The 14,907-nt window shown below is 39.3% G+C and carries 16 protein-coding genes, 2 tRNA genes and 1 rRNA gene; 6 read left to right on the top strand and 13 right to left on the bottom strand.

Annotated elements, in window-relative coordinates; all coding sequences use genetic code 11:
• Positions 1–85 precede the first annotated feature (85 nt).
• Positions 86–412 carry a DUF771 domain-containing protein gene (locus ABD006_RS12410; protein ID WP_343841564.1) on the bottom strand — a complete coding sequence of 109 codons (327 nt, stop codon included), beginning with the start codon at positions 410–412 and terminating at the stop codon, positions 86–88.
• Positions 413–809: 397 nt separating this feature from the next.
• Here ABD006_RS12410 and ABD006_RS12405 point away from each other — a divergent pair, with 397 nt between their 5' ends.
• Both ABD006_RS12405 and ABD006_RS12400 read left to right on the top strand, forming a co-directional pair.
• The gene (locus tag ABD006_RS12405) at positions 810–1,046 is read left to right on the top strand and encodes a helix-turn-helix domain-containing protein (protein ID WP_343841562.1); all 237 of its coding nucleotides are present in this window, start codon (positions 810–812) and stop codon (positions 1,044–1,046) included.
• A gap of 100 nt (positions 1,047–1,146) precedes the next feature.
• Complete coding sequence (locus ABD006_RS12400) at positions 1,147–2,340, top strand: site-specific integrase (RefSeq protein ID WP_343841560.1); 1,194 nt, start codon at positions 1,147–1,149, stop codon at positions 2,338–2,340.
• Positions 2,341–2,445: 105 nt separating this feature from the next.
• On the opposite strand, the gene ABD006_RS12395 is transcribed toward ABD006_RS12400, so the two are convergent.
• Entirely contained in the window at positions 2,446–2,658 is a 213-nt protein-coding gene (locus tag ABD006_RS12395; protein ID WP_343841558.1) for a hypothetical protein, read from the bottom strand.
• A 191-nt stretch (positions 2,659–2,849) separates the two neighbouring features.
• Here ABD006_RS12395 and ABD006_RS12390 point away from each other — a divergent pair, with 191 nt between their 5' ends.
• On the top strand, positions 2,850–4,061 hold the full coding sequence (locus ABD006_RS12390) for a site-specific integrase (protein WP_343841556.1): 1,212 nt from the start codon (positions 2,850–2,852) through the stop codon (positions 4,059–4,061).
• An 82-nt stretch (positions 4,062–4,143) separates the two neighbouring features.
• Here ABD006_RS12390 and groL read toward each other — a convergent pair whose 3' ends face one another.
• Positions 4,144–5,778: a chaperonin GroEL gene (gene groL, locus ABD006_RS12385; protein WP_343841553.1), complete on the bottom strand. Its 1,635-nt coding sequence runs from the start codon at positions 5,776–5,778 to the stop codon at positions 4,144–4,146.
• 61 nt (positions 5,779–5,839) lie between these two features.
• Positions 5,840–6,124: a co-chaperone GroES gene (gene groES, locus ABD006_RS12380; RefSeq protein WP_044164095.1), complete on the bottom strand. Its 285-nt coding sequence runs from the start codon at positions 6,122–6,124 to the stop codon at positions 5,840–5,842.
• Between the two features lie 386 nt (positions 6,125–6,510).
• Between groES and ABD006_RS12375 the strand changes: the two genes are divergently transcribed.
• Both ABD006_RS12375 and ABD006_RS12370 read left to right on the top strand, forming a co-directional pair.
• Complete coding sequence (locus ABD006_RS12375) at positions 6,511–7,218, top strand: CPBP family intramembrane glutamic endopeptidase (protein ID WP_343841550.1); 708 nt, start codon at positions 6,511–6,513, stop codon at positions 7,216–7,218.
• Positions 7,219–7,224: 6 nt separating this feature from the next.
• A complete protein-coding gene (locus ABD006_RS12370) occupies positions 7,225–7,434 on the top strand; it encodes a YdiK family protein (protein ID WP_343841549.1) in 210 nt (69 codons plus the stop codon).
• A 194-nt stretch (positions 7,435–7,628) separates the two neighbouring features.
• Here ABD006_RS12370 and ABD006_RS12365 read toward each other — a convergent pair whose 3' ends face one another.
• Positions 7,629–8,294: a redox-sensing transcriptional repressor Rex gene (locus ABD006_RS12365; protein WP_343841547.1), complete on the bottom strand. Its 666-nt coding sequence runs from the start codon at positions 8,292–8,294 to the stop codon at positions 7,629–7,631.
• A 141-nt stretch (positions 8,295–8,435) separates the two neighbouring features.
• Here ABD006_RS12365 and ABD006_RS12360 point away from each other — a divergent pair, with 141 nt between their 5' ends.
• A complete protein-coding gene (locus ABD006_RS12360) occupies positions 8,436–10,367 on the top strand; it encodes an ABC-F family ATP-binding cassette domain-containing protein (RefSeq protein ID WP_343841546.1) in 1,932 nt (643 codons plus the stop codon).
• Positions 10,368–10,707: 340 nt separating this feature from the next.
• On the opposite strand, the gene tsaD is transcribed toward ABD006_RS12360, so the two are convergent.
• The 8 genes from tsaD to rrf all read right to left on the bottom strand — a co-directional run.
• A complete protein-coding gene (tsaD, locus tag ABD006_RS12355) occupies positions 10,708–11,757 on the bottom strand; it encodes a tRNA (adenosine(37)-N6)-threonylcarbamoyltransferase complex transferase subunit TsaD (RefSeq protein WP_343841545.1) in 1,050 nt (349 codons plus the stop codon).
• Positions 11,754–12,200: a ribosomal protein S18-alanine N-acetyltransferase gene (rimI, locus tag ABD006_RS12350; RefSeq protein WP_343841543.1), complete on the bottom strand. Its 447-nt coding sequence runs from the start codon at positions 12,198–12,200 to the stop codon at positions 11,754–11,756. The genes tsaD and rimI overlap by 4 nt, the downstream gene beginning before the upstream one ends.
• Positions 12,193–12,900: a tRNA (adenosine(37)-N6)-threonylcarbamoyltransferase complex dimerization subunit type 1 TsaB gene (gene tsaB, locus ABD006_RS12345; RefSeq protein ID WP_343841542.1), complete on the bottom strand. Its 708-nt coding sequence runs from the start codon at positions 12,898–12,900 to the stop codon at positions 12,193–12,195. Before tsaB ends, rimI begins: the two co-directional genes overlap by 8 nt.
• Positions 12,897–13,352, bottom strand: a complete 456-nt coding sequence (tsaE, locus tag ABD006_RS12340) for a tRNA (adenosine(37)-N6)-threonylcarbamoyltransferase complex ATPase subunit type 1 TsaE (protein WP_343841540.1) — start codon at positions 13,350–13,352, stop codon at positions 12,897–12,899. The genes tsaB and tsaE overlap by 4 nt, the downstream gene beginning before the upstream one ends.
• Before the next feature lie 14 nt (positions 13,353–13,366).
• Positions 13,367–14,332, bottom strand: coding sequence for a thiamine-phosphate kinase (gene thiL / locus ABD006_RS12335; RefSeq protein ID WP_343841537.1), 966 nt, complete (start codon positions 14,330–14,332; stop codon positions 13,367–13,369).
• 201 nt (positions 14,333–14,533) lie between these two features.
• A tRNA-Asp gene (locus tag ABD006_RS12330) sits at positions 14,534–14,610 on the bottom strand.
• Between the two features lie 75 nt (positions 14,611–14,685).
• Positions 14,686–14,762 (bottom strand) — tRNA-Met (locus tag ABD006_RS12325).
• A 39-nt stretch (positions 14,763–14,801) separates the two neighbouring features.
• Positions 14,802–14,907 (bottom strand): 5S ribosomal RNA (gene rrf, locus ABD006_RS12320); the annotation flags it as partial.

The raw sequence follows: 14,907 nt of genomic DNA, 5'->3' as shown, positions 1-14,907 counted from the left end.
AATATCAGTAACAAATTAAAAGGGCAGCGAATTCAATATGAATTCGCTGCTTTTTTATATCTGCTACTCTTCCTTAATGAATAACCTAATCAGCTTTTTGAAAAATCAAACTAAAATTTTCATCTAAAAATTTTGCCATCCTACTCGCTTGAAAACTCCAAGTTTGTCCTTTTGTTTTTGGGTAAAAGACAAATCCATTATTTTCACAATCTAGAGTTTTTCGAAACCTTGATGGATAGAGGATATTATCTTTAATCCATTCAGACTTTCGATTAACACGTTTTTCTAAATCTTTCATATTCCAATAAACTCCTAACAGTTCTTGTTCTTTAAGCTCTTCTAATTCAACTTTTGAAATAATAACAGATTCAGAGGGTACTGGAATGCTTAAATTAACATTTAGTTTTTGCATAAGTATCCACCTTAATTTCATTCTTCTTTATTAATAACTCTTATAGGGAAACTTGTTCTAGTCTAATAAATATGATTCTAATCACAAACAAGACCAGCCATTACTATATAGAGTGACGGCTAGTCCTGCTTCATCAGACAACTCATAAACGACTTATTAATAATTAATTATCCCCAAATTATAATACTCTTATTCATTAACTAATTAACGAAGGTTTACCCAATTTAAAATTACTTTATAAAAAAATATTTTTTTCTTCTAAGTACTTAAAACGCCAAAAAATAGCGGCTATAATATTTCAGAATTTAATCGGTAAATTCTACAAAAGGAAATTTAAATTAATTTATTCAAATATGTAACAACAAGTTTAATAACTAATTATTTAGGAGGACTTTTTATGGCTAGAAAAAAAGAATATACCACTTGGGAGTCATTACCAGATACTATAACTGCTCAGCAAATTGCAGATTTCCTAATTATCTCAAGAAGAAGAGTTTATGAATTATTCAAATTACCTGTTGAGCATGGGGGAATTCCGTACTTCTCCATTGGTATAACAAAAAGAGTTCAAAAAGAAGATTTTAAGCAATGGATAGTTAGGAGAAAAGAAGAAAAAACAAACTTTAAATTATAAAAGTTTTAGGGAGGAAGAGTAGGAATAATTAATACATGAAACTTAGCCCTCTTCCTTCATTAAATTTTAATAAATAATAATATAGAGAGGATAAAAAATTATGAAAGGACATTTTAAAAAAAGAGGGTGCAAGTGTGATGATATGGAGGTATGCACTTGCAAATGGACTTTTGTTATTGATAATGGGGTTCATCCTGAAACTGGCAAGAGGCGTCAGAAATCTAAGGGGAATTTCAACACAAAACAGGAAGCTCAAATGGCTGCAATAGCCTTTTTAGAAGGAGATCAAGTCGAAGAAGACGAGACTACATTTAAAGATTTTACCGAAGAATGGTTAACCCATTACATTCACAGAAACGCACCTAAGCCCGGAACTTTAGACAATAGGCGATATAGTATCAAAAAATTAATGCCTTACTTTGCTTATCTAAAGCTAAAGGACATTACAGATAGTATGTATCAAGAAGCATTGGATGATTTAAAAAGGAAAAATTTATCTAGAAGTACGTTAGAAGGCATTCATACCACCGGAAAAATGATTTTTAAATATGCAATGAGGAAAAAATTAATCACTGAAAATCCCACAATATATGCTAGTATCCAAAAGGATGAACAAAAAGTAATTGAGGATGATGAAGAAGAACTCCCGAACTACTTTGAAAAAGAGGAACTTCTTTTATTTCTGGATACTATTAAAGAAAAAGGACTTTATATGGATGAAGCCATATTCACTACATTTTCCTTTACTGGTATGCGTATAGGGGAATTAGTTGCTCTCAAGTGGAAGGATATAGATTTTGAAAATTGTACAATCCGAATTACTAAAACGTATTACAACAAGAAGAATAATACCTTGAAATATAAACTGGTTCCACCGAAAACACTAAAATCTCGTCGTAAAATCACGGTAGACGAAAGTGTAATTATAACTCTAAAAAAACATAAGGAAGAGCAAGATAAATTAATCTCGCATTTAGGAGATTCATACACTGACATGGGATTTATATTTGCAAACTTTAGAAAATATCCCGGCTACCCTGTATTAAAAAAGTTTGTTAAAAACAGAATGGAGAGATTATTAAAGAAGGCAGAACTAAATGTAAATCTTACACCACATTCACTTCGCCACACTCATACATCACTACTTGCCCAAGCTGGAGTGGATCTAGAAGAAATTATGGATCGATTAGGCCATCATGATGATGATGTAACTAGGAAGGTATATCTTCACATAACTCCTGAGATGAAAAAAGATGCTTCTGATAAATTTGGCGATTTTATACGAGGTAAGTAATATTAAAGTTGAAAGCAAAATGTTAACATTTCGCTTTCAAATACATAATTATAAATTTTATATTCTTCGGTAACCGAAAGTATTTTCAGCCAATGTAACAATAATTTATTCAGCTTCTTTCATAGGAGTTATTAAAATACTCAGACCTATCTCCCCATTATCCCACATTTTAACCATAGGAAATGTACCATCTGGAAGTTCGAACAGCCTTTGTTCCAACGGTTGGATAGGTTCTCTTGATCCAATACACCCATCCGAGAATGTCGCTGGATGTACTGCCACCCTTCTTCCAGTATCGTTAAAATAAATAAACTTCATTCCCCTTCCTCCTATACTTAAATGTTTATATGTTTTATTAGTTTAACACACCTCTGAAAAAACCTTACCAAAAAGTTAAAAATTAAAAAACAATCCTTCTCTCTAGCCTAACGAAACGATTATCCGTGACCAAAATGGGAATAATGAATTTTTGTAACAAAATAACAAAGAAAGTGAGGTTTTTTAATGAAATGAAAGGATATTTTTACAGAAGAGGATGTAAGTGCAAAAAGAAAAAATGCTCTTGTGGTGCAAAGTGGGCTTTTACCGTTGATATTGGAATCGATCCAGTTACCGGTAAAAGAAGACAAAAAGTTAAAAGCGGGTTTAACACGAAGCAGGAAGCTGAAGAAGCTGTTGCTACTCTAATCCATGAACTAAACGAAGGAACATATTTAGAGGAAACAGATAAAACCTTCAGCGACTTTGCAATTGAGTGGCTTCCCATCTACAGTGAGTCAAAAGATGTAAAGCCCGGAACAATTCGAGTCCGTCTCCATGAAATTGGAAAAGTGTTACCCTACTTTGCTCAATTAAAATTAAGAGACATTACAAGAAAAATGTATCAAGATGCTCTCAATGATTTAAAAGATCAAGGGTTATCTGTTAGCACAAGGGAGGGGATCAATCGAACGGCAAGAATGATTTTTCGAAAAGCATTAGAAATGGATCTAATTAAGAAAGATCCGACTGAATTCGCTTATGTTAAAAAAGACAAGAAAACGATTGAACAATTAGAGGAAGAAGAAGGACCAAAGTATCTTGAAAAAGAAGAGCTTGCCTTGTTTTTAGAAACCGCAAAACAAAATGGGCTGGAACATGATTATTTGGCGTTTTTAATTCTAGCCTATACTGGTATTAGAGTTGGAGAATTAGTTGCTCTCAAGTGGAAGGATGTCGATTTCTTAAACCACACGATAAGTATTACCAAGACGTATTATAATCCAAATAATAATGCCGTGGAGTACCAATTAGTCACACCGAAAACCCGAAAATCAAGGCGTAAAATTGTAGTAGATGAAGGTGTTATTCAAGCTTTACAAGATCACAAGGAAGATCAAAATCAAGTAATAAAGCGATTAGGTGACGACTATTACAACAAAGATTTTATCTTTGCAAAGATGGAGCGACAGTTTGGTTATCCGATTGTGATAAAAAACGTTCGAGACCGTATGAAAAGGCTGCTTAGAATAGCTGGCCTAAAGGAAGAATTGACTCCTCATAGTTTAAGACACACTCATACGTCACTTCTTGCTGAGGCAGGTGTCTCACTCGAACAAATTATGGATCGGCTCGGTCATACAGACGATCAAATTACCAAAAATGTGTATCTCCATGTAACCCAAGAAATGAAAAAAGAAGCCTCTCAAAAGTTCAGTGAACTAATGAGAAGCCTCCGTTAATATCCTCAATGTGAGCAAAATGTGAGCATTTCACTCTCATCTTACTTAAAAACCCACTCATATCAAGGGTTGGAACGGCTTATTACATCATGCCGCCCATTCCGCCCATGCCACCCATGTCAGGTGCTGCGCCGCCGCCATTGTCTTCTTCTGGAAGGTCAGCGACAACTGCTTCTGTAGTTAAGAACATCGCTGCTACAGATGCTGCGTTTTGCAGTGCTGAACGGGTAACTTTTGTAGGGTCTACGATACCTGCATCGATCATGTTTACCCACTCGCCATTGGCAGCGTTGAAGCCGATGCCTACTTCTTCATTCTTCAGGCGTTCGACGACTACAGAGCCTTCAAGGCCGGCATTGTGAGCAATTTGACGTACGGGCTCTTCAAGTGCGCGAAGCAGGATGCTGGCACCTGTTGCCTCGTCATCCGTAAGATCAAGCTCAGCTACTTTATTGTAGATGTTCACAAGAGCTGTTCCACCACCAGCTACAATACCTTCTTCTACTGCTGCACGAGTAGAGTTCAAGGCATCTTCAATGCGCAGTTTACGCTCTTTCAATTCCGTTTCAGTAGCCGCACCAACTTTAACTACAGCTACACCGCCGCCAAGCTTAGCCAGACGCTCTTGCAGTTTTTCTTTATCGAATTCAGAAGTTGTTTCTTCTAATTGAGCACGAATCTGGTTTACACGTGCAGAAATATCGTCGGCATTCCCTGCACCTTCAACAACAGTTGTATCTTCTTTTGTAACAACAACTTTAGAAGCACGACCTAGGTGTTCAATGGAAGCACTCTTCAGATCAAAGCCAAGGTCTTCTGTGATTACAGTACCACCAGTTAGCGTTGCAATATCTTCTAGCATAGCTTTACGACGATCACCGAAGCCTGGAGCTTTAACCGCTACAGCGTTGAATGTTCCACGAAGCTTGTTCACAACTAAAGTTGCAAGAGCTTCACCTTCAACATCTTCAGCAATGATAAGAACTGGCTTGCTTTGCTGTACAACCTGCTCTAATACAGGAAGGACCTCTTGAATGTTTGAAATCTTCTTATCTGTAATGAGGATATATGGATCTTCCAGTTCAGCAACCATTTTATCCTGGTCGGTTACCATGTATGGAGATGCATATCCACGGTCAAACTGCATACCTTCTACAACTTCAAGCTCAGTGTTGAAGCCTTTGGATTCCTCAACAGTGATAACACCGTCGTTACCTACACGCTCCATGGCTTCTGCGATTAATTGACCCACTTTATCATCGCCGGAAGAAATGGAAGCTACCTGAGAAATCGATTCTCTTCCCTCGATTGGGTTGGAAATCTTTCTAAGTTCCTCTGTAGCAACTTCAACCGCTTGTTCAATACCACGACGTACACCTACAGGGTTTGCTCCGGAAGCCACGTTTTTAAGTCCTTCCTGAATCATTGCCTGTGCAAGTACTGTTGCCGTTGTTGTACCGTCACCAGCTACGTCGTTTGTTTTGGATGCTACTTCAGATACAAGCTGTGCACCCATGTTTTCGAAATGATCTTCAAGTTCAATTTCTTTTGCAATGGTTACACCGTCGTTTGTAATCAATGGAGATCCGAATTTCTTATCTAAAACAACGTTACGTCCTTTTGGTCCAAGAGTAACTTTTACTGCATTTGCTAATGAATCTACTCCGCGAAGCATTGCGCGACGAGCGTCTTCACTAAATTTAATCTCTTTAGCCATGAATAGATGCCCTCCTTATATTTTAAATAGGTTATGATATTTCAAACGTTCCTCCGTGATATTAGCCGATGACAGCCAAAATATCACTTTCACGAAGAATTAAGTATTCATTACCTTCATATTTCACTTCTGTTCCCGCATATTTTGAGTAGACAACAATGTTTCCTTCAGCAACCTCAGGTGCAACACGTTCACCATTGTCGGTTACTCGACCGGAACCAACAGCTACTACTTTTCCTTCTTGTGGTTTTTCTTTTGCAGAATCTGGAAGTACAATTCCGCTTGAAGTTGTTTCTTCCTGCTCGACAACTTCAATGACAACACGATCACCTAGCGGCTTTAACATATCAGATACCCTCCTCAAATTCTTTTATTTTGATATTGTTAGCACTCTTTTTCAGTGAGTGCTAATTCCAATTATTATAATAATGAATTTCCTTCCACTTTGCAAGTAAATGAAATGATTTTTTTCTTATGAATTTTTCGTTTATAATAAGTAAAGAGTTCCATTCATTAAAACGATATACATACAACCCAAAAATCCTGCGTAAATATGGACAAGGATAAGGGTAAACGGTAAAACGTGCTGGTTACAAATCATTTTAATGTATGATCGAAATATGAAAAACTCTACTTTAGAGTATCCATGAAAGAATATGTTTAAACCTTTGAAAATATATTCTGTTTATAGAGAATTTCATAAAGGAATTTACGGAGAAGGAGTCGTCTTAATTGCCTAGAAGATACTGGTATGTTATTTTAACTTATGCTATTGGACAACTATCGGGAATCATCGGGGGACCACTGTTACGCAGTTTCGGGGTCCCGAGGGAAGATATCCCCGGCATATGGTCCATCATCATCTTCCCTATCATGACAATTATTGTTCTGCGATTATTAAAAACCGATATGCAAAAGGCGCGAAATCAGCGTTCCTTTCAAGCCGGTCGAATCATTTTATGGGTGATTGGCGGATTTTTCTTTGTCCTGTTTGCCAATTATTTAGCTGCCTATATTGAGATGGCCGTCGGTATTCAGCCTGGCTCAGAAAATACGGCTGATTTAGTGAATATAGCAAAAAGCTTTCCGTTATTTCTGATTGTAACGGCTATTTTGGCCCCTATATTGGAAGAAGTGATCTTCAGAAAAGTGATTTTTGGTTCCATTTATCAAAAATATAACTTTTTTATTGCTGCCATTATTTCTGCCCTGATTTTCGGAATACTACATGGAGAGCCTGAGCATATGTTAATCTATACATCTGTTGGTATGGTTTTTGCTTTTCTATATGTCAAAACAAAAACGATCCTTGTACCAATCCTTACACATATCTCCATTAACACGTTCGTTTTTATCATCAATTATTTAGTAACAGAAGAAGACCTGGAAAGATATCAGAAACAACTGGAAGAGCTCCAGACTATCTTAATCGGAGGCTAAACATTTATGAGAGCATCACCATTATTTATGTCCACCCTGTACTTGTTTATGGGGATTCTATTTACGTATATTGCAGCCCAGAGTGTTGAGGAAACCTTATGGAACTTCACTACCATTATTCTGGCTGTAGTGGCAACCTTTGATTTTGCTGTTGCCGTTCGCTTAATCAATCTTCATATAAAAATTAAGAACTCAAAAAATAATAATAACAAATAAAGTGAAACTTCCATCAGTGGGGGGGTTTTCTCCATCCCCACTGATGGTTAGTTGAACTTGTCAGGTTTTTACTGGCCGTTTATCCCCCTTAGTCTTGTTGGGTTACCCTCAAAACTTGAAGTGGGGGTATTACGGCCAGTTAATACGTGATAAAGAAGCTCCCCTTGCCTTTTCGAAACAAGGGGAGTTATGTATTAATGAGGATCCTCTGTTATGTCTTCCTCCAATGGATAGTGCTTTAAGAAATAAGCCAGCGATTGCAGTTCAATGGATAAATCAATATGATGAATGCGTATTTGAGGTGGAACCGTAATACGGGCGGGCGTAAAGTTTAAAATGCCCTCCACTCCACAATTTACAACGCGATCGGTAATCGGTTGTGCAGACTGTGCCGGTACAGTCAGAATAGCTATATTAATATCAGAACCGATTTTTTTCTCCATCTCATCAATATGATAAACCGGAACTCCCCCAACCCTGGTTCCTACTTTCTCAGGAGCGGCATCAAAGGCCATCTCGATTTTCGTATTATTATTTTTGGTGAAATTATAATTTAAAAAAGCTGTTCCTAAATTTCCCACTCCGATTAGGGCTACTTTCGTAAAAATATCCTGCTCCAGCGCCTCTCTGAAAAAGGAAAGCAAATAATTAATGTTGTAGCCATATCCCTTTTTTCCCAAAGCTCCAAAATAAGAAAAATCTCGACGTATGGTTGCTGAATCTACTTTAACCGCCTCACTTAATTCCTTTGAGGAAACACGGGATTTCCCCTGATTATGGAGGTTACTGATAAAACGATAATATAGTGGAAGCCTTTTCGCTGTTGCCTGCGGTATTTTGTGCTGATCATGATTCGCCATACTCATCCCCCTACTTATACTATAATGAAAAATAGACATTTCCTGAGTTGAAGAAATATTCCCCACTTCACGAAGTTTTTCTATATCTTGCTATCCTGCTTAATGATAAGATACACTTAACCAAGTTGAGGTGAATAAAAAATGATATTAATGCAGTTAAATAATATAGAAAAATATTTTGGCGCTGACCTTATTTTATCGAATATTAAATTAGAAGTACATAGCCAGGACAGGATTGCCATCGTAGGACGAAATGGAGCAGGAAAATCCACCTTGCTTAAAATTATGTCCGGAGAATACACGTACGATAAGGGCGAAATGATCAGGCCGAGGGATACCAGCATCGGCTATTTGGCTCAAAACACCGGACTGGAGTCATCATTAACGATATGGGAAGAGATGGAACAGGTTTTTTCCGAGCTCAAACAAAGAGAAAAGGAGCTCAGAAAACTGGAAGAACAAATGGCTGATCCAGATCTTTTGGAGGACCATTCCACTTACGAAGAGATTCTTGAAAGTTATGATGCAGAACAGGAGGAATTCAGGCGGCTTGGCGGCTTTGAATATGAAGCGGATATAAAAGCCGTCCTCAACGGATTGCAGTTTTCCAATGTGGATACATCCATCAGTGAACTGAGCGGTGGACAGAAAACAAGGCTTGCTCTCGGTAAGCTGCTTTTATCTAAACCTGATATCCTCATTTTGGACGAACCTACCAACCACCTGGATATCGGAACCCTTAATTGGCTTGAGCAATATCTGCAGAATTATCAGGGTGCAGTTGTCATTGTTTCCCACGATCGTTACTTTTTGGATAAAACGGTAAACGTAGTCTATGAGATTTCCTTTCAGACATCCAATCGATATACAGGAAACTACAGTGACTACCTTGTGCAAAAAGCCAAGGATTATGAGCAAAATGTAAAACAGTACGAAAAACAGCAGGCTGAAGTCAAAAGGTTAGAGGATTTTATCCAGAAAAATATTGTAAGGGCATCCACTACAAAACGCGCCCAGAGCCGACGGAAAAAGCTTGAAAAAATGGAGCTTATGGACAAACCAATGCTCGAAAATCAATCCGCCAAATTTTCCTTTGAAATTGAACGTCAAAGCGGAAATGATGTGTTAAAGCTTGAAGATTTATCGTTCCGCTATCATCCGGATAAACCTGACATTTTTCAGCATGTCAATCTCAGCATACATCGCGAGGATCGCATCGGGTTAGTCGGACCTAATGGAATCGGGAAATCTACTTTGCTTAAAACGATTATCGGGCAGCTGAATCCGCACCATGGGAACATTGCTTACGGAACCAATGTTCAAATTGGTTATTATGATCAGGAACAGACCAATCTTTCCAGTAACAAAACCGTTCTTGATGAATTGTGGGATGAATATCCGCTAAAACCTGAAAAAGAAATCCGGACCGTTTTAGGAAATTTCCTGTTTTCAGGAGACGATGTGTTAAAAACAATCCCTTCCCTGAGTGGTGGTGAGAAGGCACGTCTGGTTCTGGCAAAATTAATGCTGCAAAAGGCGAACTTCTTAATCATGGACGAGCCGACAAACCATCTGGATCTGGATAGTAAGGAAGTGCTTGAAGCAGCCTTAATGGACTTCCCAGGCACGATTCTGTTTGTTTCACATGACCGCTATTTTATTAACCGGATTGCAACCAAAATTGTAGAAATGTCAGAAGAGGGAACGAACCTTTATTTAGGCGATTACGATTACTACCTCATGAAAAAACAGGAAGAGAAAGAAATTGAAGAGCTTAACGCTGCTCAAGATGAAACCACTCATTCACAGGAAGACAAAAACCAGTTCCTGCAGGATAAAGCACAAAAACGGGAAATCAGAAAGCTGGAACGACGTGTGGAAGAGCTGGAGGGTCAAATTCATGAATTAGAAGGTAAGATAGAGGAAAATGAGCAGCACATGGTACAGCCGGAATTCTTAAAGGATCATGGAAAATTGCAGGACTTAACAAACGAAAATGAACAGATGAGCGCCAAACTGGATGAACTGATGGAAGAATGGACGAATCTTCAGGAGAAGCTGGCGGATATTTAGGAGCTGAACGACTTTTGTTCAGCTCCTTTTTACCTATATTGTAGTTATCAACAGTTATTCACAGACTTATGCACATATAACACGTGACAATATGCCCACTGAATGGACTTACCCACATTATCCACAGCTTTATGCTCGGTTATCCACAATTTTTACTCACATCCACAGGACTGCTATCATCGAATTTTGTCGATTCTATTCACATCACCAGATTTTATTTGTGGATAAAGTAAGCTTCCATCAGTGGGGGGGTATTACGGCCAGTTAATGCGTGATAAACAAAAGCCGATACCATGCCTTAATCTGGTACCGGCTTTTGTTTATCAATATCCTGTTTTGTTTATCCTTTTGTTACAGTGGAACGCTTCCTATATTTTTCAATACTTAAAGAGGGATTCGCATTTAAATCAAGCCCTGCCCGATGACCTTGCTCGTAGGCAATACTGGCAGCCGCCCCAATCATAGCTGCATTATCTGTACATAAATGCAGGGGCGGAATTAAAACCTCAACATCCTCATTGGTGAATTTTTCATGGAGTGCTTTCCGAAGACCCTGATTTGCAGCAACGCCTCCAGCTACAATTAATTGCTCCACCCCATACTCTTTCACTGCACGATAGGTCTTTGTCACTAACACATCCACCACACTCGCCTGGAAGCTCGCTGCCATATCCGCTGAAGAGACCTCTTCCCCTCTTTGCTGTGCATTATGGAGCGTATTCATTACGGCTGTTTTTAACCCACTAAAGCTGAAGTCATAGGTGTCCTCATTAATTAGGGCTCTTGTAAAAGGGAATCGCTCTTCTCCTTCCTGCGCCAGACGATCGATTTGAGGACCTCCAGGATAAGGCAGATTCAAGGTCTTTGCTACTTTATCGTAAGCTTCACCCGCTGCATCATCCCGGGTTTCCCCAATGACTTCAAATTGTCCATGCTCGTCCATTAAAATCAGCTCAGTGTGACCCCCTGATACGACCAAAGATAGTAAAGGAAATTCAAATTCTTTTAATAGTCGATTCGCGTAAATATGACCGGCAATGTGATGGACTCCAATCAGCGGCTTTTGATGAGCAAACGCCAAGGATTTAGCTGCAGACACTCCTATTAGCAATGCCCCTACAAGCCCCGGTCCTTCTGTTACCGCAATGGCATCCACGTCATCCATAGTAATACCTGCCTGCTTCAGGGTTTCTTCGAGTACGACGGTAATCTGTTCAATATGGTGACGTGAAGCAATTTCCGGTACAACACCGCCAAATCTCTTATGGCTTTCAATTTGCGAGGCCACAACATTCGATAATACTTCACGTCCATCTTTAATAATGGCCATGGCTGTCTCATCACAGCTAGTTTCAATTGCAAGAATTAACTGATGCTCATTTTCGCTCATAATTTCACCCACATTACAATTGCGTCTTCATGATTATCAATATAATAATTTTTTCGAATCCCTACTGGAACAAAGCCAAACTTCCGATACATTTTCTGTGCAATAATATTGGAGGTTCGTACCTCCAGTGACATTTCACGTGCTTGAAGGGCCCGCGCCTCATCCAATGCATATGAAAAAAGCTCCTGCCCATAGTTATTCCCTCTGTATTCCGGTAAAATAGCAATGTTTGTAATTTGCGCAGATTCATACACCACCCACAAACCACAGTAGCCAAAGGGAATTCCCTCATCTTCTATCACATAATAATGTGCAAATTTGTTCTGCTCCAATTCACTCTTAAAGGAGCCTTCATCCCATGGAGTATTAAAGGTTTTTTGCTCAATGTTTATGATCTGATGAAGATCACTTATCCTCATTGGTCGAATCGAGACATCACTCATGGCTTCTCTTCTCCTGATTTTTTTCTAACCATTTCGCCTCAGCCTCAGCCAGCCTCAAATAATTCGGAGTCAAAGCATGTACATCTTCTGCTGCTTTCGTTTGGGCTATTTGAGCCAGTGCTGATGCCCGTGGCACTGCTAAAAAGTCTGGCGGAAATTCCGCTTGTTCCCCCAATACAGCTTTAATATTGTCTTTATGTATATGCAAATCATTGCTGATAAATAAAATGGGTTCATCCTGCTTCTTTAAGTCCTCCAGCCAATCCGTAAATAAAACATTTTCTTCATCTCTGACAGCTGTTAACTGACGATTTTCATTTTTGTACAGGCCTGCGTACACTCGACCTCGTCTAGCATCAAAAAAGGAGCATATCCTCCCGTTAAAATACAAGCCATTAAATGCTGCCATTTCCAGGCTGGATACAGCAATAATTGGAATATTCAAGCTGTAAGCGAGGGATTTCGCTGTTGTTACTCCTATTCTCACTCCAGTAAACGAACCAGGACCGTGTGCAACCACAATTTGATCAAGATCAGCTGGAGTCATTTTTGCCTCTTTCATAGCTTCATCGATGGCCGGCATCAGACGTACAGAATGATTACGCTTCACATTCGTTGTGATTTCGGCAACTATTTGCTGATTGTCCAATACGGCGACACTCATCACCTGATTGGATGTGTCCATTGCTAGTACCTTCATTCCACTAACTCCCTGCACAGTTTTTCAAATCTTTCTCCTATGGGATTTAACTCAATGACTCTCCCATCATCCTCTGTATAACGAATCTGAATGTTGATATACTCTTCTGGTAATTCCTCTTTAATAAATTTCGCCCACTCAACAACGGTTATTCCATCACCCTCAAAATATTCATCAAAACCCAAATCCTCTTCATGATCCTCTAATCGATAAGCATCAATATGATATAAAGGATAAACACCCTCATACTCTTTTATAATAGTAAAAGTAGGGCTATTGACCGTTCGTTTAATATTAAGACCTTTTGCCAATCCTTTGGTAAAAGTTGTTTTCCCGGCTCCAAGGTTTCCTTCTAATGTAATCACGTCACCAGGCTGTAATTGTTTTGCTAAACGGCTGGCAAATGCCATGGTCTCATCGGCACTTTTTGAACGAATTTGATACGGATTCATGTATATCACCTATCTCATTGTAAATGAACATAGCCCGACTTAGACAGTTTCTCTCTGCGTCCATCTGAGCATAAAATTACACAAGGATTTTCTGTTGATGGTTTGACTGTTCCAATTTTAGTCACCTTAGTGTTCGTCTGTTCAGCCGCGGCCTGTATCCTTGGCCAATCATCTTCTGAAACTGTACCAAGCAATTCAAAATCCTCTCCACCCGAGAGCACCCATTTTTTGTGGTCTTTCAATGTATGGTCCTTAATTTCCGGCCGTACAGGCAGGTCTCCAAAGTTTATCTCAATGTCGATCCCCGAAGCCTGAGCTATTTCATTGGCTTCACTGGCAATTCCATCACTGATATCATTTAAACATACCCGCTTTAAAGGCTGCAGGGCCTGAGCAAAGGGAACCCTTGGCTGCGGCATTTGATGTCGCTTGATAAATGGGTTATCTGTGCTTTTACCCCGTTCCAGTAATAAATGAAGGCCATATGCTGAATCACCAAGGTATCCTGTGGCAAATACATAATCACCCTCGCGAGCCTGGCTTCTGTATCTTGCGTAACCCTTTGGAACATATCCATAAACCGTCACGGTTACCACAAACTGATGACCTGAAACAGTATCACCCCCGATTAAATCCATTTGATGCTCCCGGGCATGATCCTGCATACCTGCATATATTTCTTGCAGCTGCTGTTTCGACCAGTCTTTTGGAATCACAATAGAAACCATGTAATAAGCCGGATCACACCCCATTGCTGCCAAATCACTTATATTAGCAGCTAATACTCTGTAACCAATATGATAGGGGGTCATGGTAGCTAAACGAAAGTGGATATCTTCTACCATTGTATCCGAAGCTGTAATCATATCAAACCCATTTACAGGCCGGACAACAGCAGCATCGTCTCCTATACCTTTAATAATAGAAGACTGGCGATAATATTTCTGCATGATGGAATCAATAAATGAAAACTCATCCATTTTCAAAGTCTCCTTAAAAGCAACCTTTTAATCCTTATAATAGCAGAAAAGGGAAGGATTCCAAAAGACAAACATGAGACAGACGACTTTATTATGTAAACGACGTACAGAAACAATAGTTCATATTGCATTATAAAAACCTTAGGATTATCCTAAGGTTTGTGTATACGTAAGTTTTTATGTAATTATATTTTTAATTAATGGCGGTCCGGACGGGACTCGAACCCGCGACCTCCTGCGTGACAGGCAGGCATTCTAACCAGCTGAACTACCGGACCATTGGTTGCACCCTAAAGGGCACTACTAATTTCATCTCGCATTGAAGATTATCAATGTAGTTTGGATAAGTATTTTGGTTGCGGGGGCAAGATTTGAACTTGCGACCTTCGGGTTATGAGCCCGACGAGCTACCAGACTGCTCCACCCCGCGATAGTGTTGTGAAATCACAACTATAATATTTTAACCCAAGCCCAGCAACGTCCTACTCTCGCAGGGGAAGAACCCCAACTACCATCGGCGCTGGAGAGCTTAACTACTGTGTTCGGAATGGGAACAGGTGTGACCTCTCCGCCAT

This window comes from Salinibacillus aidingensis, assembly GCF_039522525.1.
GTDB lineage: Bacteria > Bacillota > Bacilli > Bacillales > Alkalibacillaceae > Salinibacillus > Salinibacillus aidingensis.
The sequence above is the reverse complement of the archived record's forward strand: the minus strand, read 5'-3'. Positions and strand labels throughout refer to the sequence as shown.

Coding starts and splice junctions, on each gene's coding strand:
- groL (WP_343841553.1), bottom strand. CDS start 5,778: ATGGCTAAAGAGATTAAATTTAGTGAAGACGCTCGTCGCGCAATGCTT.
- ABD006_RS12360 (WP_343841546.1), top strand. CDS start 8,436: ATGATATTAATGCAGTTAAATAATATAGAAAAATATTTTGGCGCTGAC.
- ABD006_RS12410 (WP_343841564.1), bottom strand. CDS start 412: ATGCAAAAACTAAATGTTAATTTAAGCATTCCAGTACCCTCTGAATCT.
- thiL (WP_343841537.1), bottom strand. CDS start 14,332: ATGGATGAGTTTTCATTTATTGATTCCATCATGCAGAAATATTATCGC.
- ABD006_RS12400 (WP_343841560.1), top strand. CDS start 1,147: ATGAAAGGACATTTTAAAAAAAGAGGGTGCAAGTGTGATGATATGGAG.
- groES (WP_044164095.1), bottom strand. CDS start 6,124: ATGTTAAAGCCGCTAGGTGATCGTGTTGTCATTGAAGTTGTCGAGCAG.
- rimI (WP_343841543.1), bottom strand. CDS start 12,200: ATGAGTGATGTCTCGATTCGACCAATGAGGATAAGTGATCTTCATCAG.
- tsaE (WP_343841540.1), bottom strand. CDS start 13,352: ATGAATCCGTATCAAATTCGTTCAAAAAGTGCCGATGAGACCATGGCA.
- ABD006_RS12390 (WP_343841556.1), top strand. CDS start 2,850: ATGAAAGGATATTTTTACAGAAGAGGATGTAAGTGCAAAAAGAAAAAA.
- ABD006_RS12395 (WP_343841558.1), bottom strand. CDS start 2,658: ATGAAGTTTATTTATTTTAACGATACTGGAAGAAGGGTGGCAGTACAT.
- tsaD (WP_343841545.1), bottom strand. CDS start 11,757: ATGAGCGAAAATGAGCATCAGTTAATTCTTGCAATTGAAACTAGCTGT.
- ABD006_RS12365 (WP_343841547.1), bottom strand. CDS start 8,294: ATGGCGAATCATGATCAGCACAAAATACCGCAGGCAACAGCGAAAAGG.
- ABD006_RS12405 (WP_343841562.1), top strand. CDS start 810: ATGGCTAGAAAAAAAGAATATACCACTTGGGAGTCATTACCAGATACT.
- tsaB (WP_343841542.1), bottom strand. CDS start 12,900: ATGAAGGTACTAGCAATGGACACATCCAATCAGGTGATGAGTGTCGCC.
- ABD006_RS12370 (WP_343841549.1), top strand. CDS start 7,225: ATGAGAGCATCACCATTATTTATGTCCACCCTGTACTTGTTTATGGGG.